Source organism: Mesorhizobium sp. P3_A2, from assembly GCF_056403115.1.
Genome location: NZ_JBFUGC010000003.1, coordinates 100,301 through 119,353, shown reverse-complemented (window position 1 = coordinate 119,353; position 19,053 = coordinate 100,301). Strand labels below are relative to the sequence as shown.

Sequence of the window (19,053 nt, the reverse complement as noted above, 5' to 3'; positions counted from 1 at the left end):
ATTTGCCGGCTTTGGCCTTAAAGATATTCAACGAGATTCGCGCTTATCGATCGGCGTTTGTCGGAGACGGTCGCAACCGGTGCGTCTTGGATTCGATTCGCTGGCGACCGCTATCAGGATGCTTTGCGGTCATACACCGCTGACGCTTCGAAATTGGCGGCAAGCCAGTCTATCGCACGGGTGACGTCATCGAGCTGGTACTGAGCCACGGTAGGCCCGCGCGGCCTGACCCGGATCGAGATGCCGCCGGCTTCGTTGATCGCCTCGAAACCGTTTTCATCAGCGGTGTCGTCACCGAGGAAAACCGGCCGCCTTCCGGCAAAGGGCGGGATCGCCATGAAGCGCCGCACGGCAGCGCCCTTGGCTGCTTCGAGCGGCATGAGTTCAACGCCGGCATTTCCCGGAATGACGCGGTAGCCCTTGGGGAGCTCGGCCAATGCCTGCTCGACAAGCTGGGTGGCTCTGGCCAGCAGATGCGGCGCCGCACGCGTATGAATGGCGAGGATCGGACCCTTGCGCTCGATATGAACCTGGCCGTCATCCAATTCGGCTTCAATGGCGTCGGCAAGGGCGGCCATATCGGCGGGAGCATCCGCGGCAACGACAGGGCCGTCCGGCGTCAGTCGGTGTTCAAGCCCATAGAGACCGGCAACGCGCAGCTTCAGCGGATGAAACAGGCGGTCGGCGACTTCCACCGAGCGGCCGGTGATGAAGGCGACTGCGCCGCCCAGCCGTTGTTCGATGGCGCCGAGCAGACTGCGCAACTCGTCGCTGACGGACACTGCGTCAGGGTGTGCGGCGTGTTCGAGCAAGGTGCCGTCAATGTCGAGAAAGAGCGCCCATTGCCCTTCCGGCAGGTCGGGTGCGGCTGGCAGGCCCGATGCCTTCGGTAGACTATTCATGACGCCGCCCTCCGCATGCGATCGAAAAGCGAGACGATGTTGCTGTCGGTGTTTGCAGGCCGCTCGGTGACACCTGTCGCCCGGTCGAGGTCGCTGCGTTTGCGCAGCCGCGCCGCGTCCAGCAGCATGCTGCCGGCCCAGCGATAGACATTGTTGTCGCGCACCATTTCGCGCATCGGGTGCATGCGCTCGCGCTGTTCGTCCGCCGACATGGTCAGCGCCTGCAGCAGCGCATCGCTCATCATCGCCGCATCGTAGGGATTGACGATCAGCGCCTCGAGCAGTTCGCGCGACGCACCGGCAAATGTGCTGAGCAGCAGCACGCCCTGTTCGTCGTCGCGTGCAGCGACGAATTCCTTGGCGACGAGGTTCATGCCATCATGCAGGCTGGTGACCATGCAGATGTCGGCACCGCGGTAGATCTCGTAGACCTGCTCCTGCGAGTGATGTTCGGCCACCATGATGACCGGCTTGTAGCCGTCGCTGCTGCCATAGCGCTGATTGAGCTCGTCGGCATAGCGCATGCATTCGTCATGCAGTTGCTGGTAGGCCGGCAGCGTGCCGCGGCTGGGCGCCGCGATCTGCAGGAAGACCAGTCTGCCGATCCATTCGGGATGGCGCGTGAACAATTCGTCCAAAGCCTGAAAGCGGTCGAGAATGCCCTTGGTGTAGTCCAGTCGCTCGACGCCGATGCAGAGCTTGACGTCGGCCTTGAGGCCGAACCTGTCGCGCAGGCGGGTCCGGCATTCCTCGACTGTGGGCAGCTTTTCCAGCAACTCGGCCGGCCATTCGATGGAGATGGGATAGGCGTGCACCAGCGTCGTCTGGCCACCATAGGAGATCGCCGCATCGGCGCGCTCGATACGACTTTCCAGGAAGCGGTCGACGCTTTCGGTAAAATTGTTGGCATGGAACTGGGTGTGGAAGCCGATGATCGAGCTGCCGAGCAGCCCCTCCAGGATGCGCTCCCGCCACGGGCAGATGCTGAAAACTTCCGAATTCGGCCAGGGGATGTGCCAGAAGGCGATGACGATCGCCTCCGGCAGGCGCTCGCGGATCATGCGTGGCAGCAGCGCGAAATGGTAGTCCTGGACCAGCACGATCGGCCGCTCGTTGCGCGCCTCTGCTACAACCGTATCGGCGAATTTGCGGTTGACGGCTTCATAGGCTTCCCAGTCCGAGGCGCGAAAGATCGGTCGGGTGAAGGCGATATGGCAGAGCGGCCACAGGCCTTCATTGGCAAAGCCGAGATAATAACCTTGATATTCCTCCTCGCTCAGCCATACGCGGCGCAGCGTGTAGGACGGCTTGTCCGGCGGCACCGGCACCCGATCGTTGTTGTCCACAGTGAGGCGGTCCGCGCTACCGCCGCCATAGGCGATCCAAGTGCCGCCGCAGGCGCGCGTGATCGGCTCCAGCGCCGACACCAGCCCGCTGGCAGGCACGACAAGCTCGACGCCATTGTCCTTGACGTTGTGGATGTAAGGTTCGCGGTTGGAGACGACGATGACCTGGGCGTCCGGGAGGTCGTCGGCGAGGATCTTGCGCAAGGTTTCGGGTGACCATGTCACCAGTGCGGCATCGGCGGACTGGCCGTTCTTTTCGAACTCGCGCATGACCTTGCGCGCCGCTTCCGCCGCCACATCCTCGCCAGCGACGCGGGCAACGGCCGGTGCGTGGCTGTCGCGGCGCCGGGATATCGAAAACAGGACAGCGAGGGCGGATAGGCCGAGGCTTGCCAGGATCACGATCCAGAGCATCTCGACGCCATAATTTGTCATTGAAGTGCCAATCTCCGCCTTCGGCGGTCATTCTTCTTCGTTGAATTTAAACACGTCGCTGGCGGCTTGCCGCCGGCAGCTGTCATTTTGCAACGCACAAAACTGCGATCGGTTCCCGCGAAAATGACCCAGCTCAGCTTCGCACGATCAGCGGAACCAACCCTTCATGGCGGTCGGCGAGAAAGGCGACGACACGGTCGCCGACGCGCTGGAAGGTGAGATCGACCTTCTTTTCGCCGACACCCAGATGCCTGAGCGTCAGCGTGTCGATGCCGATCGGCAACCTCGGCCGCGTGACGTGGATTTCGCCATTCCAGCCGTCGATTTCCAGACCGAGGCAAGCCTGCATCAGCATGAAGGCCGAACCCGCCGACCAAGCCTGCGGCAGGCAGGCGACGGGATAGGCGATCGGCGCTTCGCCGACCGAGCGGGTAAAGCCGCAGAACAATTCCGGCAACCGCATGTTGAAATGCACGGCCGATTCGAACGTGCCGCTCATCAGCCGCACCACATTGTCGCGCTCGCCGAAGCGCGCCAGGCCGGCGCCGCAAATCGCCGTGTCGTGCGGCCAGATCGAACCGTTGTGATACGACATCGGATTGAACAACACCGCATCGTCGGCAAGCGTCCTCACCCCCCAGCCCGACTGGAAGGACGCTGATAGCAGCTGGTCGGCGACCATCTGCGCCCGCGCCGGCTCGGGCAGCCCGACATAGAGCAGGTGACCGGCATTGGAGGTGCGCACCATGCAGGGTTCGCCGGCGCCATCGATGGCGAGCGCATAGAAGCCGAGATCGTCGAGCCAGAAATCGCGCTCGACGGCGATCCGCATCTCTTCGGCGCGGTTTTCCCAATGCTCGGCTTGCGCGAACTCGCCGCGTCGACGTGCGAGAGCCGCCAGCCCCCTGAAGGCGGCAAAGACATAGCCCTGCACCTCGACCAGCGCGATCGGTCCTTTGGGGATGCGCCCGTCGGCGTGGAACACAGAGTCGAAACTGTCCTTCCAGCCCTGGTTGGCAAGGCCGGATTCGGCGGCGCGCTGATAGGTGACGAAGCCTGTCGCGCGGCTCGCTTCCTCAACCCATTCGGCGGCAGCGGTAAGCGACGGCCACAGGCTGGCGATGAAGTCCATGTCGCCGGTGCGCTCGGCGTAGGCGCAGGCGAGGTGGATGTAGAGCGGCGTCGTGTCGACGCCGCCATAGTAGCGGCCGAAGGGCAGCTCTTGCAGCGCCACCATCTCGCCCTTGCGCGTCTCGTGCATGATCTTGCCGGGCTGCGAGTCGCTAAACGGCGAGGTCTCGGTCGCCTGATGCTGAGCGAGGAAGGAAAGCACGCCGCGCGCCAGGCCGGGGTTGAGCCACAGCATCTGCAGCGCCGAGATAACGCCGTCGCGGCCGAATGCAGTCGAGAACCAGGGAATGCCTGCATAAGGGTAGGGGCCGGTCGAAAGCTCGGTGGTCAGCAAGGCCACATCGGCGCGGGCGCGTTCGACCCAGTCGTTGAAGACGCGGCCTGAACTGTGCACCGTCGCGCCATGACGGCGCTTGGCCCGCATGCCGAAGCGGGCACGAGCGGCCGCGGCGCGAAAACGGTCGCGGTCAGGCGGCTCGGCCAGTTCCGGGCCGACCTCGACATAGAACACCTTGCTGCTGCGCTTGGTCACCGCGATCAGGAAATCCGCACGCTCGGCGCTGAGCTGGTCCGGCGCCTGCGAAAACGAGATCGCTGACTGCCGCGCCAAACCATCCAGTCCGTCGTAACGCAGGAGCACGGATGTCGCGTCGATTTCGGCCGCATGCGACGTGCCGCGCTTTGGCCTGGTTGAACCGCGCACCTCGAACATGTCGCGGAAATCGGCGGCGAAGTGCAGCGAGATGCGGATTGCCGAATGCTCCTGGCTGTAGTTGGACAGGGTGATGCGTTCGAACAGCCGGTCCTGCCAAAGCAATCTGACGCGTTCGATGTGGATCGCGCCTTGCGGGATGTCGCGGCCGCCGACGCTTTGCATCGGCAGGTTGGTCAAATTGCTGGAGAACAGCACATTGTCCTGACTGAGCGAGGCGCCGAGGAGCGATGTCTGCCGGCCGCCGACGGTCAGCCGAAACTCCGACAGCACACGCGTGTCGTCGCGAAAGAAGCCGTCGCCGGCGCCCCGGATGTCGCCATAGGCATCGGCCACCACAAAACAGTCGCCTTGTTTGAGGGCGAACAGCCGGTGCGGCTCGCGCGGCGCGGTTTCGTCGAGGGAGGCGAGGGCCACGGCAGGGTCGAGCTTGCGCTCGTCAAGTTCAGTCATCAATCACAAATCTCTGTTTTCGGGCTCGGAGCGTCCGCCGTCGTTCAAGACGCTCTCTTTTCAGCTGAATTGCCGATCAGGCGCGCATAGGCAGAGAGATAGTCACGGGCCATCCTGTTGGCGGAGAACCGCTTTTCGAAAACGGCGCGCACCTTTCGCCGGTCGAGCTGCAGCAAGGCCGGCACCGCGGCGACCGCGCCGTCGAGTGAATCGACGATAAAGCCGGTAACGCCATGGTCGATGACTTCCGGCAATGCACCGCAGTTCCAACCGATGGTTGGCGTACCGCAGGCCATCGCCTCGATCGCGGCAAGGCCGAACGGCTCGGGCCAGTCGATCGGAAACAGGAGCCCGGCGGCATTGCCGAGGAATTCAGCCTTTTCGTCCTCGGCGATCTCACCGACATAATCGATGCGGTCGCCGTCGATCAGCGGTTCGATCGTCTCGTGGAAATAGGCGCGGTCGTCATCGCCGATCTTGGCCGCCAGCTTGAGCTTCATGCCCGAGCGCAAGGCGATGTCGATCGCCCGGTCCGGCCGCTTATCGCGCGACAGCCGGCCGAGAAAGGCAAGATATGGTTCGTCGGCCGCCGGCTCGAAGGTCGGCTGGTAGAGGCCGATCGGCAGTCCGTGATGGATGGTCGCCAGCCAATTGGCGTTGGCAAGCCCGCTTCTCTGGCTGCGCGAGATCGAAATCAGGGGAAAGCGTGGGAAGCGCTCATAGGCCGGCGCCAGATCGACATAGTCGAGCCGGCCGTGTGGCGTCGTCACCGTTTTGTCCGGCATATGCTCGAAGAACGAAAAATGCAGGAAGTGGCTGAGGTGAAAATGAATGATATCAAAGTTCTGAGCTCGGTTCCTCACATCTGCCAGCATCGCGATATGCGCCGCGGTGTCCGACTTGAGCGGGCGCGGATCGAGGCGCAGCGCGCGTTCGCGGCCCGGAACCAGCCTGGCGGATGTGTGGCTGTCGCCGCTGGCGAACAAGGTCACTTCATGGCCGAGTTCGACCAGCCCTTCGGTGAGATAGGAAACGATCCGCTCGGTGCCGCCATAGAGCCTGGGCGGCACGGATTCGTGCAGGGGGGCGACGTGGGCTATGCGCATGATTTGGACTGTCCCTCAAAGGCGAACACGGGAGCGAAATGCGCCAGCGGGCGTAACGTTCCGGATAAAATCCGGCCGCCAACAATCCCAAGTCAATCCGCGCAAGTTTTTTTGCAAGAAGCGGGAACCAACTCGCTGTTCGCGAATTCATTAGGGTTGGTTCGCACTGCGGCCGACCAGGGAGAGAACAAAAATGGACCGCTTGCGTTTCTTTACGCCGGTGCGCATTGCGCGCGGGCAGGGACACCCCGTCGAGGAAGTCGATAGCGTTGCCGAAGCGATGGTCTTTCTGCAGAAATGGCCGGCGGGTCGGCGTGGGCCTGTGTATCAATGTGCCCTGAATTGCTGCTCCGCCGCCCTGTCGGGCCGGATGTCACCTGAGGAGGCAAGGAAGGCCTTCACCGGTTTTGCCCGTATCACCCGCCTGCTCGACGACGACATGGCGCTGCCAATGGGCGGCGAAAGCATGGCCGAAGTCCACGCGCTGAGACGTTAGGGTCCGGTCATTTTGTGATTGAACGCCTGCGCCGTAGTGGCTCGGGCCGCCGTTTCTCGCACCAGCCTATTCCCGCCCCGGCCCTTCACTTCACGGGCTATACTGTGCTTTCATGCTGCGCGTGACCGGTGGTTGATGTCCAATCCGCGGACGGTCCGCACGTGGGGGCAGACGTTGCCGAGACTGATCCTGGGAACACTCGGCGCTATCGTCATCGCCCTTGTCTGGGCGGTCCTCGCCAGTTTGATGGGCGCACCATCGATCGTGATCACGGTCGGCGCGGTCGCTATCGGGGCCGGCGTCTACACCTATGTCGACAGACGCTCGAATTGAGCCGTTCCCGTCTGTCTGATTGGCGGTATCCCTCTTCCGACTCGAACCCCCGATCGTGAGCGGACGCCTCCATGATCAAGTCTGTCCCACGGCGTAACCGGACGTTCATGAATTTCGCTGCGACGCAGCGAATCCGCTGGGCTACCGTCGAGGCGTTCTCGAATAAGGTCCAGCAGGCGCCTATTTGCTCTTGTACGCAGGCTCGGAGCTGGGGCTGACGGGCAAGCTTGTCCCGAGAACTGATTGCGCCATATCTCGTAGAATAAGGCACACCGTCATTGAACACAGGAGTTGTGATGATGGTTCGCAACCTCTGCCTCATTGGCGGCTGCCACCCGACGGACAGCGTCGACATTCATGGCCTTGGGCCGTTGCGGGTCCAGCCGCCAGCGGAAGCCTGGTATGTCTCCACGGTCATCCACGCGCCGGCCTGATCGCGTCAATGCCGGGACCAGCCCATGCCGCCGGAAGGTAGCTGGGGCCTTCTCCTGCCCCGGCGCGTAGGCGCCGGCGCTTGAAGGTGCGTGCGCTACGACCGGCTTCTCATCCATCTCGACGTCGATGTGTTGAGCTTCACCGATTTGCCGATCGCGGAGAATGTTCGACGCTGCGACGGCTTGAGCTTCGACGCGCTTTCAACGGTGCTTGCACCGTTGGTCGCGGCTCCGAACTGGCGCGCGCTGACGGTGACCGAAGTCAATCCCGATCACGCGCCCGATGAGCGCGAAACATTCGGTCTTTTGATTGCTATGCTGTCGAAGGCGTTGTCGGCAAGAACGTGACCCTCAGCTGCCGGCCGCTTGTAGCAGCCGGTCCCGATCAGCCGCCTACACCTCGTCCGTGATCCACTCGAGCGAGGCGCCATGCGGATCGGTCCAAGCTACAGGGGAGCCGTTCGCAGATAGGAGAAAGCGGCCTGGTGGCCGGCTTGTACCGGCGCGTGTGGCGATGGACGGGAATACGCGTGGGAACTCGTTCGATACCCAATAAGGAGCGAGACGCATCGCCTGCTCGGCGAAAGCTTCTCTGTCACCAGGGTCGGAGACATAGTCGAGGACGGCTGTGTGAAAGATGACGAGCGTAGCGTCCTTTGGCGCTTCGCTGCAGAGTTGCACGAGGTCGCTCCCGCGCAGGTCGCCCTTCACCACTCGAGGTTTGACTGTGGCGGCAATCTTTAGCGCCGCCCGCAGATTGGCGAGCCGTGCTGTCTGTTCCGGCCAGACCAGTGTCTCAAGCCATGCGACTTGCATATCGTCCGAAGCATCGATCGGGTTCAGGTCCAATCCCGCTCGCCAAACGACTTGCGGCAAGGCCGCCGGCAATGGCGTCGTCTCGCTGGCCAAGCATCGGAAGACAGGTGGCTCCGAGGCCATCGTGGGTGCGCGGATCGCCTTGCGTCCGTAGTCATAGCCATAGAGGTCGGGCATGAGGCAGAGCCCTGCGGAGGTGCCGACCTCGATGAGAGCCAGCGGCTGCGGCAAACGCGACAGGACGGGGAGCAGCGTGGCGCACCTTCCCGGCTCATTGGTCTGGGTCGAGCGCTCCAGCATGAGAGAGCGGACAGCGTGGAGATGCGCCAGGAGCGCCTGCCGAAATTCGGCCCACCCTGTCGGAGTGCCGAACAGGTGACGCACCGCGGCAAGCAGAAGGTTCGGTTGCCGCTTTAGGTCCGGGAGGGTCGACAGGAAGTCGAGCGTCTCCCAGTCCTCAGCGACCGCACGAGCCAACGCTTCGTAGAGCGGCGAGCGGCCGCGAGCTTCCGTATCGGCGAAGTGAACATATCGAGCTGAGATCTCGGCCAAGCCCTCCTTGTCCATATCTGCTGATCCTCGGTCCCGACGTCTCGTCACAGTACACCATCCACGGATCTGATTGGAGCGAGGCACGGCGCAAGCTTGACCCCTGCGGACCTCCCGCGGTCGCCTATCTAACCGTTGCGTGGTGTGCGGTCGCCGTCGGCGTCTACAGCTACCTCGACAAAGCTCGCGCTAATCCGGGCCTTAACCTGCCTGAGGCGGACGCGGCGTTGAGGGTAGGAAAACACCACGAAATCGCCTATGTGACCGGCAAGTAGCAGCGGCGAAGTCACCACGAATGCAAGATAGCAACTACAAAAGCGTCCGGATTTCGGTCGCACCCATGATGGACTGGACCGACCGGCATTGCCGGTTCTTCCATCGCCAGCTGACGCGCCGTGCACTGCTCTACACCGAGATGGTGGTGGCGGATGCCGTCATCCATGGCGCGCGCGAACGGCTGCTTGGCTTTGACGAAACCGAACATCCGGTGGCGCTCCAGCTCGGCGGCTCCGATCCGCAGAAGCTGGCCGAGGCGGCGCGCATCGGCGAGGCATTCGGCTATGACGAGATCAACCTCAATGTCGGCTGCCCGTCGGACCGCGTCCAGTCCGGCACGTTCGGCGCTTGCCTGATGAAGGTGCCGCACCTCGTCGCCGATAGTGTGGCAGCGATGAAGGTGGCGGTGAAGATCCCGGTTACTGTAAAATGCCGCATCGGTGTCGACGAGCAGGACCCCGAGCCTGCGCTCAACGCGCTGGCCGACGGCGTCTTCACGGCCGGCGCCGATGCGCTTTGGGTGCATGCGCGCAAAGCCTGGCTGGAGGGGTTGAGCCCGAAGGAAAATCGCGACATCCCGCCCCTCGACTATGACAGGGTCTATCGCCTGAAGGTCGGAAAATACAACAAATTCATTGGCATCAATGGCGGCATTCAATCGCTCGACGAGGCTGCTCGCCACCTCGACCATGTTGATGGCGCGATGCTTGGCCGCGCCGCCTACCACACGCCGGGCATTCTGGCCGGCGTCGATGCTGCGTTTTATGGGGATGAACCCGGCGCTTTCGATTTTGCCTCGCTGATCGACACGATGGCGGAATACGCCGCGCGCCATATCGAGCAGGGTGGGCGGCTCGGCCACGTCACCCGCCACATGGTCGGCCTGTTCCACGGTCTGCCTGGCGCGCGCCGCTTTCGGCAGATTTTGTCGACCGATGCGACGAGGCCTGGCGCGGGGCCGGATGTGCTCAAGGCAGCGTTTGCTGCTGTTGATTTCGACCGCGCCGAACAGGCCGCCTAGGCGGTTCAGTCGCGCAAAATCATTCGATCGCCGCGCACGTCGAAACCCGATAGCGACCCGATAAAATTCATACCGAGCAGGCTCTGGCTGAGCGCGCCCGGTGCGGCGACCATGACCTGCATGTTCTTGCGCACGATGCCGCCGATCGCCAGTTCGTCGGTTCGCACCGAAGCAGCGCGCGCCATGCCGTTGGCAGTCGAGACCGCGATGGTGAAGCTCAGTGCCGCAGGATTGAAGCCTGCCGCCTGCGCGTCTTCGGCGGTGAGCACCGTGCTGGTCGCGCCGGTATCGACCACGGTGCGGATGGGCGCGCCGTTGATCGTGATGCGGGCTTCGAAATGGCCGCTGTCGGCCTTGTCCAGGGTCACCGTGGCATGGCCGTCTTCGACGCCCAGCGCCAACGGGCTGCCGGGAACGAGGCCCGCCGTCACCCGGCTGGCGAAATCCTGCAACTCGTAGCGATACTGGTAGCCGGCGACGAGCGCCAGCACGATCGCGGCCCAGGTGCCGAGATTGCGGGCCATGGCGCCGAGCGGCCTGCCGGATCGAATCAGGCCGGCGCTGACCAGCAAGCCGATCGCGCCCAGCCAGACCAGCCGGCTGAAATCGTAATTCTCGATGCCGAACGTGCTGCCGGCGTCGTTGTTGATCATCAGCAGCACCAGCCCGACGCCGATTGCCGCCATCACGATCCAGAACAGTCGGTTCATTGGACCTGCCGTTTCACGAGAGGACGTCGCGCTCGCGCGCCATGCGGCTGCGGCGTGTTTCCCGGCGCGGCCGGCGTTCGACCGTCTCCAGCCGGGCCGGCAATTCGGCCATGACGTCGCGGCGGGTTTCCGGCGTCATACCCATCCAGGCGCCGATTTCATCGCGCGTGCGGCCGCAACCGAAGCAGAAGCCGGTTTTCATGTCGATCGAACAGACCAGGATGCACGGAGATTCGATGGCCGTCATGATGTTCTCTCGAGGATCCCGTCCGCGGAATCCCTTGTCCCGCTTCCACATGGTGCAACGGCAAAGCCAATGCAAGCCCTTCGGATTTCGCCGCCGGCAGCCGCTTTTGCGGCACGGCCCGGTATTGCGGCTTGACGGTTGTGCCGGCCGGGCAAGGCGGCTATGCCGCTTGGCAATCTTGGAGACGAGCACCGACGTCATGACCAGCGCACTGCCTTTCGACGATTTCCGTGATCTGCTGGCGAACCTGCCGCCGGCCGACGAGGCGGCCGAGGCGCGCGTGCGCACGCTGTTTGCCAGGGCCGACAAGCCGGCAGGTTCGCTCGGCCGCATCGAGGACATCGCGGCCTGGCTTGCCGCCTGGAGCGGCCGCGCGCCGCCGGCGGTGAACCGGCCCCTGGTGGCGATTTTCGCCGGCAACCACGGCGTCACTCGTCACGGCATTTCGCCGCGCACTGTTGCGGCGACCGCCAACGCCGTCGAGCTTTGCGCTGCCGGCGGTGCTTCGATCAACCAGGTCTGCATCGCCAACGATCTCGGCCTCAAGGTATTCGACCTGGCGCTGCACATTGCGACCGCCGATATCACCGAGGACGCGGCCCTCGACGAGCGCGGCTGCGCCGCCACCATGGCCTTCGGCATGGAAGCGATTGCCGGCGGCGCCGATCTGATTTGCCTCGGCGATCTCGGCGTCGGCAATTCCACCGTTGCGGCCGCCTTGTGCGCGGCCTTGTTCGGCGGCAGCGGCGCCGACTGGGTCGGTCCGGGATCGGGTGCAGACGCGGCCATGCAGGCGCGCAAGGCTGACGTGGTCGACGCCGCCCTTGCCTTCCATGGTGCTGCTCTCAGGGATCCGCTGGAGGCACTGCGCCGGGTCGGTGGCCGCGAATTCGCCGCCATTGCCGGCGCCATCATCGCTGCCCGGATGCAGAAGATCCCGGTGCTGCTCGACGGCTTTGCCGCGACCGCCAGTGCTGCCGTCCTGCACGCCGCCAATCCCGCGGCACTCGACCATTGCTTGCTGGCCAGCCTGTCGCCGGAGCCTGGCCAGAGGCTTGCCGCCGAGCGGCTCGGCCTCAGGCCGCTGCTTGACCTCAGTGTCGGTCACGGCGAGGGGGTAGGGGCGGCCCTTGCCGCCGGCCTGGTCAAGGCCGCGGCGCTCACCAGTTCGGGCATGGCTGCCGCGGTCAAAGCCTAGAAACAGGCCGCTAGCGCCGCCGCGCCGCGACCGCCTTGGTCGGCAGCGCCGGCAATTCCTCCATCACCCGGCTGAGCGGGAAGATGGCGATCGCCTCGGTGCCTTCGCGCAATTTGGAAAGAAGTTCGAATTCGCCGCCATGCATGGCGAGCAGGCCCTGCACGATCGGCAGCCCGAGCCCCGTGCCCTGTTCGGCGCTCTTGATGGCGATCGAGCCCTGACCGAAGGCGGACAGCACGATCGGGATTTCGTCCTCCGGAATGCCCGGCCCGTTGTCCTTGACCGAGATGTATTGGCCGCCGCCCGCCGTCCAGCCGACGCGCACACGAACTTCGCCGCCGGTGGCGGTGAATTTTATGGCGTTGGACAAAAGGTTGAGGATGATCTGCCGCACCGCGCGCTCGTCGGCGAACAGGCGCGGAAGCGCGCTTTCAAAATCCTGGACGATGCGAATGTCCTTGTTGCGCGCCTTCAACTCCATCATGTGGCAGCAATCCTCAGCGATGTTGAGCAGCATCACCGGCTCCTCGTTGAGCTGGTAGCGGCCGGCCTCGATGCGCGACAGGTCGAGAATCTCGTTGATCAGGTCGAGCAGGTGCTGGCCGGAATCGTGCACGTCGCGGGCGTAGTCGCGATAGGTTGGGTTGCTCATCGGCCCCAGCACCTCATTGGCCATCACCTCGGAAAAACCGAGAATGGCGTTGAGCGGTGTTCTCAGCTCATGGCTCATCGAGGCGAGAAAGCGCGACTTCGCCAGGTTGGCGTCTTCGGCCCGCCGACGGGCTTCGTCCGACATCGATTTTGCCGTCTCTACTTCGGCGAGCAACGCATCCTTTTCGGAGCGAAACGACAACAACATCAGCGACGATTGGTTGAGATGACGCGCGAAGTAGGCGAAGAACGGCAGAGCCGCGACCAGCAGTGCGGCCATCATCGTCTCGACCGACATCCACAGTTTTGATTCGGCATAGGCATAGACCGCCACCGGAATGACGAAGGTGGCGAGCAGCGCGCTGCGCAAGGACGACGCGGTAATGGCGGTCGCTGCCATCGCCAGCAGCAGCACCATCGCCTTGATCACCGGGAAATAATCGATCTGGCAGGAGGCGCAGCCGAGCCAGGCGAACCAGGCCCAGCCGAGACCGCATAGCGAATGGCCGATCAGGAAATCGCGGCGTGCCCGAAAAGGGTCGAGTTCGGCGGCTTCGGTGCGCTCGACGCGCCGCGCCATGAAGGCAACGATCGAATAGCAGATCAGCGTGAACAGCGCCCAGATGCTGATCTGCTTGTCCATGCCGGCCAGAAGCCCGGTCGCCGCGATCGCCAGCACCAACAGCGGAATGACGGTCGCACCCCCCACCATGGCGCGGGCATGCAGCCTCAGCAGCTCGCGATCGAAGTCGAGATTGCCGACCTGTTGCGAAAGACGGTCGCGTGTCCTGCGCACCGCGCGCGCCACATCGCTGTTGCGGTGCGGTTTCCTGCGGTCCACAATGAATTTATCCGCTGTGTTCGAGCGTAGCAGAGGCATGGAAACTTCAATTTATGCGCGCAGCGATCTCAATTCGTTAAGCTACGTTCGAATGATTAAGAGACTGTTTGCCATATGAGCCGTTCGTGGTCGCCAAGGCCGCGCCGGCGATACTATCCGCCGCCACCGCGAAGCCGGTGGCGCAAGCTGCTGGATTATGGGCTGACGATCATCCTGCTGGGCCTATTGATCCTGCTCGCCGCGCGGCTCGACCGGTTCGAAACGCGCAAGGCTGAAGGGAGCGCGATCGTCAATGACGGGGATTCACTGACCCTTGGCACTGAACGCATCCGTATGCGCGGCATCGATGCTCCCGAATACCAGCAGATCTGCCGCAAGGACGGCGCCGACTATGCCTGCGGCAGGCTGGCGCGGCAGGCGCTGGTGCGGCTGATATCGGGCAATCCGGTGACCTGCAGCGGCTGGCAGCGCGATCGTTACGGCCGCCTGCTCGGCGACTGCAAGGCCGGCGGCGAGGATTTGAACCGGGCCCAGGTCGAGGCCGGCTGGGCCATCGCCTATGGCGACTACGAAACCGAGCAGGCCGTTGCCCGCGCCGGCAAGGCCGGCATCTGGGCCGGCACATTCGACCAGCCGCAGGACTGGCGCGAAAGCCACCACGAAGGCCCGGTCGAAAGACGGCACGGCACGCTGGCTTCGCTCGGTGACGCCTTGCGCGAGATGTTTCGCTTCTGGGCACGCGCATTATAGTTTGAAGGACCAGACCGGGAGGATTGAGATGAAACTGTTCGACGGTGGCCGCGCCCCCAATCCGCGGCGTGTGCGGGTCTTCCTCGCCGAGAAAGGCATCGAGGTGCCGCTGGTGCCGGTCGACATGGGTGCCATGGGGCACAAACAGGAGCCGGTCAGCTCACGCAACCCGCTGCAGCGGCTGCCGGTGCTCGAGCTCGACGACGGCACCATCCTCACCGAATCCGTCGCCATCTGCCGTTATTTCGAGGAATTGCACCCCGAGCCGGCGCTGTTCGGACGAGGTGCGCTTGGCAAGGCGCAGGTCGAGATGTGGCAACGGCGCATGGAGTTGAACCTGCTCAGCTGCGTCGCCCAGGCCTTTCGCCACATCCATCCGGCGATGAAGGAATGGGAAATTCCGCAGATCCCCGAATGGGGCGAGGCCAACAAGGCGAAAGCGCTCGAATTCCTGCACCTGCTCGACGCCGAACTGGTGAAGCGGGAATTCGCCGCCGGCGATGTCTATTCGATCGCCGACATCACCGGGATGATCGCCATCGATTTCATGAAACCGGCGCGCATCAAGGTGCCGGACGAGTGTGCCAACGTGCTGCGCTGGTACGGCGCCGTCACCAGCCGGCCGAGCGCATCCGCCTGAGATGGAGGCAGAGCTCGAACGCCTGACGGCAACGGTCCGCGCCTGCCGCATCTGCATCGACAATCCTGTGGGACGGCCGCTGCCGCACGAGCCGCGCCCGGTGCTGCTGCCGTCGTCCAGCGCCCGCATCCTGCTCGCCGGCCAGGCGCCGGGCACCAAGGTGCATGTGTCCGGCATGCCGTTCACCGACGCGTCCGGCGACCGCTTGCGAAGCTGGTTGGCGGTTAGCGCCGACGAATTCTACGACACCGAGAAATTCGCCATCGTGCCGATGGGCTTCTGCTTTCCCGGCCAGGACGCCAAGGGCAGCGACCTGCCGCCGCGCCGCGAATGCGCGCCGGCCTGGCGCGCGCAACTGATGGCGCTGATGCCGCAGATCGATCTTGTTCTGACCATCGGCTCCTACGCGCAGTCCTGGCATATGGGTGAAGCAAGGCGGCCGTCGCTGACCGAAACCGTGATGGACTGGCGCGCCATCTGGGACGCGCCGGCCAGCCCGAAAGTGCTGCCGCTGCCGCATCCATCGTGGCGCAACTCCGGCTGGCTGAAGCAGAATCCATGGTTTGAAATGGATTTGCTGCCCTTCCTGAGATCGGAAATCCGCTATCGCATTGCTTAAGCTTTAAGCAAGATATCACTCGCTTTTATGCCATTCGGCAGAATTTCTTTCTTGTGAAAGGCCGAAATAAGAGGGAGTATAGCCAATCTATTCCCAAAGCGCGTCGCGCCCCAGGGAACGCGGCCTGCACCAGGGAGCATCTCAATGGATCGCCTCGACAGAAAAATTCTCCGCCTCCTGCAGGAGGACGCGACGCTCGCGGTTGCCGATGTCGCCAAGAAGGTCGGCCTGTCGACGACGCCGTGCTGGCGCCGCATCCAGAAGCTCGAGGAAGAGGGCGTCATCAAGCGGCGCGTCGCCATTCTCGACCACGAAAAGGTCAATGTGCGCGTCACCGTCTTCGTGTCGATCCGCACCAATTCGCACAGCCATGAATGGCTGCGGCGCTTCTCCGAAGTCATCCAGGAATTTCCCGAAGTGGTCGAATTCTACCGCATGAGCGGCGACGTCGATTATCTCCTGCGCGTGGTTGTGCCCGACATCGCCGCCTATGATGCCTTCTACAAGCGGCTGATTGCCAAGATCGAGATCCGCGACGTGTCGTCGTCCTTCGCTATGGAGCAGATCAAGTACACGACCGAAATGCCGCTCGACTACATGGTGCTGGACAAGGAATCCGGGGCCAACGCGGCTTAAGGCTAAACCCGCTAGTTCTTCTTTTTGTTGAGAAAAGTCCAGGGCGAGTTGACCGGCAGCGTGATCGTATCCGGCACGTTGTCGACAGCCACCACCTCGGCTTTGCGCACGGTGTAACCCGACTGGATGATGCTGACGCCGTCGAGAATGAACAGCTGGCTCTTCTCCATGCCGGGCTGCAAAGCGCCGGTGACGGCAACCGACTCATAGGCCTTCGACATCTTGTAGGGATGGGCCGGCGTGACCAGCACGATCTGGTTCGGCGGCGGCGTTGGCATGTGGCTGCAGGCGCCTGTCCACGGCACCAGCAGGAACTGGTAGACGAGGTCGCCATCGCGGTCGACAGGCAATGCATAGCCGGCTAATTGAACGGTCTTGTCCTGGAGGTTGAGCGACAGCGTCTCGCCATGATCGGGCAGTTTTGCCGCGATCATCGGCAGGCCGGCATCTTCGGCAACCGCCTGCGTTGCCGGCCGCAGATCCTTCCAGAAGATGTGCGCGGTCTGTGCCGAGGCATCAAAGGTAGTGGATGCCAGCAGCGCGGCTGCAAGCGCCATGGTCGGTTTGAGATGTCTGCTCATCGGCCGCTTCCTTTGTGCTGGGAGTAAAGACGCCGTGGCCGATTGCGTCAACGCTCGAGCTGCATCACATGTCTGCGAGAGCCGCCATGCCGATCTCGTGGAACCCGCGAGCGGCGAACATGTCGCGAAAACCCATGAAGGTATAGCTCGGCGATGCCTGGTCGACCGGATAGGCCTCGACGGTGCGCGCACCCTTGGCAAAGGCATGGTCGACGGCAGCGTCGAGCAGGGCAGCCGCCAGCCCGCCGCCGCGCAGCACTCTCGGCACATAGAAGCAGACGATCGACCAGATATCCGTCTCGGCATCGTCCTGTTGCGGCGACAGTTTGCGGTAGGTCTGGCGCGGCGCGATCGAGCACCAGCCGACGGTCTTGCCATCAAGCTCGGCCAGAATACCGACCGGCGTGCCGGCCTCGATAGACGCCATCATCATGCGCTTCTTCTCATCATTCTCGACATGCTCGCGGCTGGAATGGCGCCAGGCCATGCACCAACAATATTTGGGTCCGCCCGGCGCCTCGAACAGGTTTTCGAAATCGGCGCGGGTTTTCCGCGTCACCTCAGTGAACCGGAGTTTGCCCAGGTCAGGCTTTTCTGGCGGCGATCCGCTCGAGCGTCTTGGCATTGGTCAGCTCCCTGACTGCGTCCTTGCCATTCCAGCGTGCCGTCTTGTCCGTCGACTGCGCCAGGCGTTCGGCCACGGCAAGGGCAGCGCCGTGCATCTCCACCGATCGCTTGCCGATCGAACGAAGCGCCCAGTTTACAGCCTTCTTCACGAAATTGCGGCTGTCGGTGGCATGCGCTTCAATGATCGGCAGGAAGCCGAGGAACGTCGCTGCTGGCTCTTGCTTCCGGTGCACGACAGACCAGGCCATCATGGCAAAAGCCGTGCGTCGAACGAATTCCCGCTCGTCCGCCGCGAACTCCTCGATCAGTTCCTTCCAAGCGTCCGTGTCGACGAAGAGATCGGAGACGCCGTCAACGATATCCCAGGAATCGAAGGACGCCGCCCATTGCCTTGCATCCGCAGCGGAAATCCGCTTCGGGTCGGCCGTGACGGAGGCGATGAACTGCGCCTCCATGATGCCGGTCTGCCAAAGCTCGAAGGCGCGTTCGTGGTTGCGCTTGATCTTTTTGGCAATCTGCCGCTGCATGCCATGCGAAATGCCGAGCGCCCGTTCGATCTTGATGCCATAGCGCAGCATGCCGCGGCGATTGTCCTCCGAGCCGATCGACCGCAAATGCGCGACGATCTCGTCGGCGCTGGATTGGGGCGAAAGGTCGACCATCCCGCCTATTTTTCCAGGCGTGCCAGCAGCGAAGACGTATCCCAGCGCTTGCCGCCCATCGCCTGCACATCCTTGTAGAACTGGTCGACAAGCGCCGTCACCGGCAGTTTGGCGCCATTGCGGTCGGCTTCGTCGAGGCAGATGCCGAGGTCCTTGCGCATCCAGTCGACGGCAAAGCCGAAATCATATTTGCCGGCATTCATCGTCTTGTGGCGGTTCTCCATCTGCCAGGAACCGGCAGCACCCTTGGAGAGCACCTCGATCACCTTCTCGATGTCGAGCCCGGCCTTCTTGCCGAAATGAATGCCTTCGGACAGGCCCTGAACCAGCCCGGCGATGCAGATCTGGTTGATCATCTTGGTGAGCTGGCCGGCGCCCGACGACCCCATCAGCCCGACCATGCGGGCAAAAGCGTCGATGACCGGTTTGGCCTTGTCGTAGGCGTCCTGCTCACCGCCGACCATGACGGTCAGCACGCCGTTTTCCGCGCCCGCCTGGCCGCCGGAAACCGGCGCGTCAAGGAAGGAAAAGCCGGCCTTTTTCGCGGCGTCGGCCAGTTCTCGCGCCACCTCTGCAGATGCGGTGGTGTTGTCGATGAACACCGAACCTTTCTTCATCGCGGCGAAGGCGCCGTTGGCTCCGGTCGTCACCGAGCGCAGATCGTCGTCATTGCCGACGCAGGAGAAGACGAAATCCTGGCCCTCGGCTGCCTCGGCCGGCGTCAGGGCAAGCTTGCCGCCATGCTGGGCCACCCATTGCTCGGCCTTCGCCGCGGTGCGGTTGTAGACGGTGACCTCGTGGCCGCCTTTGTTCCTGAGGTGCCCGGCCATGGGATACCCCATCACGCCAAGACCGAGAAATGCCACAGATGCCATAGGTTT

22 protein-coding genes are annotated in these 19,053 nt (G+C 63.5%); 10 read left to right on the top strand and 12 right to left on the bottom strand.

Annotated elements, in window-relative coordinates:
- Positions 1-113: 113 nt before the first annotated feature.
- From otsB to AC1DXM_RS08035, 4 genes are all read right to left on the bottom strand, one after another.
- Positions 114-902, bottom strand: a complete 789-nt coding sequence (gene otsB, locus AC1DXM_RS08050; protein ID WP_477232587.1) for a trehalose-phosphatase — start codon at positions 900-902, stop codon at positions 114-116.
- On the bottom strand, positions 899-2,683 hold the full coding sequence (locus AC1DXM_RS08045) for an alpha,alpha-trehalose-phosphate synthase (UDP-forming) (protein ID WP_477232586.1): 1,785 nt from the start codon (positions 2,681-2,683) through the stop codon (positions 899-901). The genes otsB and AC1DXM_RS08045 overlap by 4 nt, the downstream gene beginning before the upstream one ends.
- Positions 2,684-2,816: 133 nt before the next feature.
- Positions 2,817-4,979: an amylo-alpha-1,6-glucosidase gene (locus AC1DXM_RS08040; protein WP_477232585.1), complete on the bottom strand. Its 2,163-nt coding sequence runs from the start codon at positions 4,977-4,979 to the stop codon at positions 2,817-2,819.
- A 44-nt stretch (positions 4,980-5,023) separates the two neighbouring features.
- Complete coding sequence (locus tag AC1DXM_RS08035) at positions 5,024-6,085, bottom strand: glycosyltransferase family 4 protein (RefSeq protein ID WP_477232584.1); 1,062 nt, start codon at positions 6,083-6,085, stop codon at positions 5,024-5,026.
- A gap of 193 nt (positions 6,086-6,278) precedes the next feature.
- Between AC1DXM_RS08035 and AC1DXM_RS08030 the strand changes: the two genes are divergently transcribed.
- From AC1DXM_RS08030 to AC1DXM_RS08015, 4 genes are all read left to right on the top strand, one after another.
- Positions 6,279-6,581 carry a DUF982 domain-containing protein gene (locus AC1DXM_RS08030; protein ID WP_477232583.1) on the top strand — a complete coding sequence of 101 codons (303 nt, stop codon included), beginning with the start codon at positions 6,279-6,281 and terminating at the stop codon, positions 6,579-6,581.
- Between the two features lie 174 nt (positions 6,582-6,755).
- Positions 6,756-6,914: a hypothetical protein gene (locus AC1DXM_RS08025; protein ID WP_162712116.1), complete on the top strand. Its 159-nt coding sequence runs from the start codon at positions 6,756-6,758 to the stop codon at positions 6,912-6,914.
- Positions 6,915-7,210: 296 nt separating this feature from the next.
- Entirely contained in the window at positions 7,211-7,348 is a 138-nt protein-coding gene (locus AC1DXM_RS08020; RefSeq protein ID WP_477232582.1) for a hypothetical protein, read from the top strand.
- A 132-nt stretch (positions 7,349-7,480) separates the two neighbouring features.
- A complete protein-coding gene (locus tag AC1DXM_RS08015; RefSeq protein ID WP_477232581.1) occupies positions 7,481-7,696 on the top strand; it encodes a hypothetical protein in 216 nt (71 codons plus the stop codon).
- 45 nt (positions 7,697-7,741) lie between these two features.
- On the opposite strand, the gene AC1DXM_RS08010 is transcribed toward AC1DXM_RS08015, so the two are convergent.
- Positions 7,742-8,731 carry a DUF2332 domain-containing protein gene (locus AC1DXM_RS08010; protein WP_477232580.1) on the bottom strand — a complete coding sequence of 330 codons (990 nt, stop codon included), beginning with the start codon at positions 8,729-8,731 and terminating at the stop codon, positions 7,742-7,744.
- Positions 8,732-9,008: 277 nt separating this feature from the next.
- Here AC1DXM_RS08010 and dusA point away from each other — a divergent pair, with 277 nt between their 5' ends.
- Positions 9,009-10,010, top strand: a complete 1,002-nt coding sequence (gene dusA / locus AC1DXM_RS08005; protein ID WP_477232579.1) for a tRNA dihydrouridine(20/20a) synthase DusA — start codon at positions 9,009-9,011, stop codon at positions 10,008-10,010.
- A 5-nt stretch (positions 10,011-10,015) separates the two neighbouring features.
- Here the strand turns inward: dusA and AC1DXM_RS08000 are convergent, their stop codons facing one another.
- Complete coding sequence (locus AC1DXM_RS08000) at positions 10,016-10,720, bottom strand: TIGR02281 family clan AA aspartic protease (protein ID WP_477232578.1); 705 nt, start codon at positions 10,718-10,720, stop codon at positions 10,016-10,018.
- 13 nt (positions 10,721-10,733) lie between these two features.
- Positions 10,734-10,967 (bottom strand): DUF1289 domain-containing protein, encoded by a 234-nt coding sequence (locus AC1DXM_RS07995; RefSeq protein ID WP_477232944.1) that lies wholly within the window; start codon positions 10,965-10,967, stop codon positions 10,734-10,736.
- 199 nt (positions 10,968-11,166) lie between these two features.
- On the opposite strand from AC1DXM_RS07995, the gene AC1DXM_RS07990 reads away from it, so the two are divergent.
- A complete protein-coding gene (locus AC1DXM_RS07990) occupies positions 11,167-12,165 on the top strand; it encodes a nicotinate-nucleotide--dimethylbenzimidazole phosphoribosyltransferase (protein ID WP_477232577.1) in 999 nt (332 codons plus the stop codon).
- 10 nt (positions 12,166-12,175) lie between these two features.
- Here the strand turns inward: AC1DXM_RS07990 and AC1DXM_RS07985 are convergent, their stop codons facing one another.
- The gene (locus AC1DXM_RS07985; protein ID WP_477232576.1) at positions 12,176-13,696 is read right to left on the bottom strand and encodes a sensor histidine kinase; all 1,521 of its coding nucleotides are present in this window, start codon (positions 13,694-13,696) and stop codon (positions 12,176-12,178) included.
- Between the two features lie 75 nt (positions 13,697-13,771).
- Here AC1DXM_RS07985 and AC1DXM_RS07980 point away from each other — a divergent pair, with 75 nt between their 5' ends.
- The 4 genes from AC1DXM_RS07980 (at position 13,772) to AC1DXM_RS07965 (ending at position 16,302) form a co-directional block, all read left to right on the top strand.
- Positions 13,772-14,407: a thermonuclease family protein gene (locus tag AC1DXM_RS07980; protein WP_477232575.1), complete on the top strand. Its 636-nt coding sequence runs from the start codon at positions 13,772-13,774 to the stop codon at positions 14,405-14,407.
- A 28-nt stretch (positions 14,408-14,435) separates the two neighbouring features.
- Entirely contained in the window at positions 14,436-15,047 is a 612-nt protein-coding gene (locus AC1DXM_RS07975; RefSeq protein ID WP_477232574.1) for a glutathione S-transferase, read from the top strand.
- Between the two features lies 1 nt (position 15,048).
- The gene (locus AC1DXM_RS07970; protein ID WP_203278297.1) at positions 15,049-15,666 is read left to right on the top strand and encodes a uracil-DNA glycosylase family protein; all 618 of its coding nucleotides are present in this window, start codon (positions 15,049-15,051) and stop codon (positions 15,664-15,666) included.
- A 144-nt stretch (positions 15,667-15,810) separates the two neighbouring features.
- Positions 15,811-16,302 carry an Lrp/AsnC family transcriptional regulator gene (locus tag AC1DXM_RS07965; RefSeq protein ID WP_006333679.1) on the top strand — a complete coding sequence of 164 codons (492 nt, stop codon included), beginning with the start codon at positions 15,811-15,813 and terminating at the stop codon, positions 16,300-16,302.
- Positions 16,303-16,313: 11 nt separating this feature from the next.
- Here the strand turns inward: AC1DXM_RS07965 and AC1DXM_RS07960 are convergent, their stop codons facing one another.
- From AC1DXM_RS07960 to AC1DXM_RS07945, 4 genes are all read right to left on the bottom strand, one after another.
- Positions 16,314-16,883 (bottom strand): DUF3299 domain-containing protein, encoded by a 570-nt coding sequence (locus AC1DXM_RS07960; protein WP_477232573.1) that lies wholly within the window; start codon positions 16,881-16,883, stop codon positions 16,314-16,316.
- Between the two features lie 64 nt (positions 16,884-16,947).
- Positions 16,948-17,442: a GNAT family N-acetyltransferase gene (locus AC1DXM_RS07955; RefSeq protein ID WP_477232572.1), complete on the bottom strand. Its 495-nt coding sequence runs from the start codon at positions 17,440-17,442 to the stop codon at positions 16,948-16,950.
- Between the two features lie 25 nt (positions 17,443-17,467).
- Positions 17,468-18,172 carry a DNA alkylation repair protein gene (locus AC1DXM_RS07950; protein WP_477232571.1) on the bottom strand — a complete coding sequence of 235 codons (705 nt, stop codon included), beginning with the start codon at positions 18,170-18,172 and terminating at the stop codon, positions 17,468-17,470.
- A 5-nt stretch (positions 18,173-18,177) separates the two neighbouring features.
- Complete coding sequence (locus AC1DXM_RS07945) at positions 18,178-19,047, bottom strand: NAD(P)-dependent oxidoreductase (RefSeq protein WP_477232570.1); 870 nt, start codon at positions 19,045-19,047, stop codon at positions 18,178-18,180.
- Between the last annotated feature and the right edge of the window lie 6 nt (positions 19,048-19,053).

Excerpts from the sequence above, each read along its gene's own strand:
- otsB (WP_477232587.1), bottom strand. The coding sequence starts at position 902 with ATGAATAGTCTACCGAAGGCATCGGGCCTGCCAGCCGCACCCGACCTG.
- AC1DXM_RS08045 (WP_477232586.1), bottom strand. The coding sequence starts at position 2,683 with ATGACAAATTATGGCGTCGAGATGCTCTGGATCGTGATCCTGGCAAGC.
- AC1DXM_RS08040 (WP_477232585.1), bottom strand. The coding sequence starts at position 4,979 with ATGACTGAACTTGACGAGCGCAAGCTCGACCCTGCCGTGGCCCTCGCC.
- AC1DXM_RS08035 (WP_477232584.1), bottom strand. The coding sequence starts at position 6,085 with ATGCGCATAGCCCACGTCGCCCCCCTGCACGAATCCGTGCCGCCCAGG.
- AC1DXM_RS08030 (WP_477232583.1), top strand. The coding sequence starts at position 6,279 with ATGGACCGCTTGCGTTTCTTTACGCCGGTGCGCATTGCGCGCGGGCAG.
- AC1DXM_RS08020 (WP_477232582.1), top strand. The coding sequence starts at position 7,211 with ATGATGGTTCGCAACCTCTGCCTCATTGGCGGCTGCCACCCGACGGAC.
- AC1DXM_RS08010 (WP_477232580.1), bottom strand. The coding sequence starts at position 8,731 with ATGGACAAGGAGGGCTTGGCCGAGATCTCAGCTCGATATGTTCACTTC.
- dusA (WP_477232579.1), top strand. The coding sequence starts at position 9,009 with ATGCAAGATAGCAACTACAAAAGCGTCCGGATTTCGGTCGCACCCATG.
- AC1DXM_RS08000 (WP_477232578.1), bottom strand. The coding sequence starts at position 10,720 with ATGAACCGACTGTTCTGGATCGTGATGGCGGCAATCGGCGTCGGGCTG.
- AC1DXM_RS07995 (WP_477232944.1), bottom strand. The coding sequence starts at position 10,967 with ATGACGGCCATCGAATCTCCGTGCATCCTGGTCTGTTCGATCGACATG.
- AC1DXM_RS07990 (WP_477232577.1), top strand. The coding sequence starts at position 11,167 with ATGACCAGCGCACTGCCTTTCGACGATTTCCGTGATCTGCTGGCGAAC.
- AC1DXM_RS07985 (WP_477232576.1), bottom strand. The coding sequence starts at position 13,696 with ATGCCTCTGCTACGCTCGAACACAGCGGATAAATTCATTGTGGACCGC.
- AC1DXM_RS07980 (WP_477232575.1), top strand. The coding sequence starts at position 13,772 with ATGAGCCGTTCGTGGTCGCCAAGGCCGCGCCGGCGATACTATCCGCCG.
- AC1DXM_RS07975 (WP_477232574.1), top strand. The coding sequence starts at position 14,436 with ATGAAACTGTTCGACGGTGGCCGCGCCCCCAATCCGCGGCGTGTGCGG.
- AC1DXM_RS07970 (WP_203278297.1), top strand. The coding sequence starts at position 15,049 with ATGGAGGCAGAGCTCGAACGCCTGACGGCAACGGTCCGCGCCTGCCGC.
- AC1DXM_RS07965 (WP_006333679.1), top strand. The coding sequence starts at position 15,811 with ATGGATCGCCTCGACAGAAAAATTCTCCGCCTCCTGCAGGAGGACGCG.
- AC1DXM_RS07960 (WP_477232573.1), bottom strand. The coding sequence starts at position 16,883 with ATGAGCAGACATCTCAAACCGACCATGGCGCTTGCAGCCGCGCTGCTG.
- AC1DXM_RS07950 (WP_477232571.1), bottom strand. The coding sequence starts at position 18,172 with ATGGTCGACCTTTCGCCCCAATCCAGCGCCGACGAGATCGTCGCGCAT.
- AC1DXM_RS07945 (WP_477232570.1), bottom strand. The coding sequence starts at position 19,047 with ATGGCATCTGTGGCATTTCTCGGTCTTGGCGTGATGGGGTATCCCATG.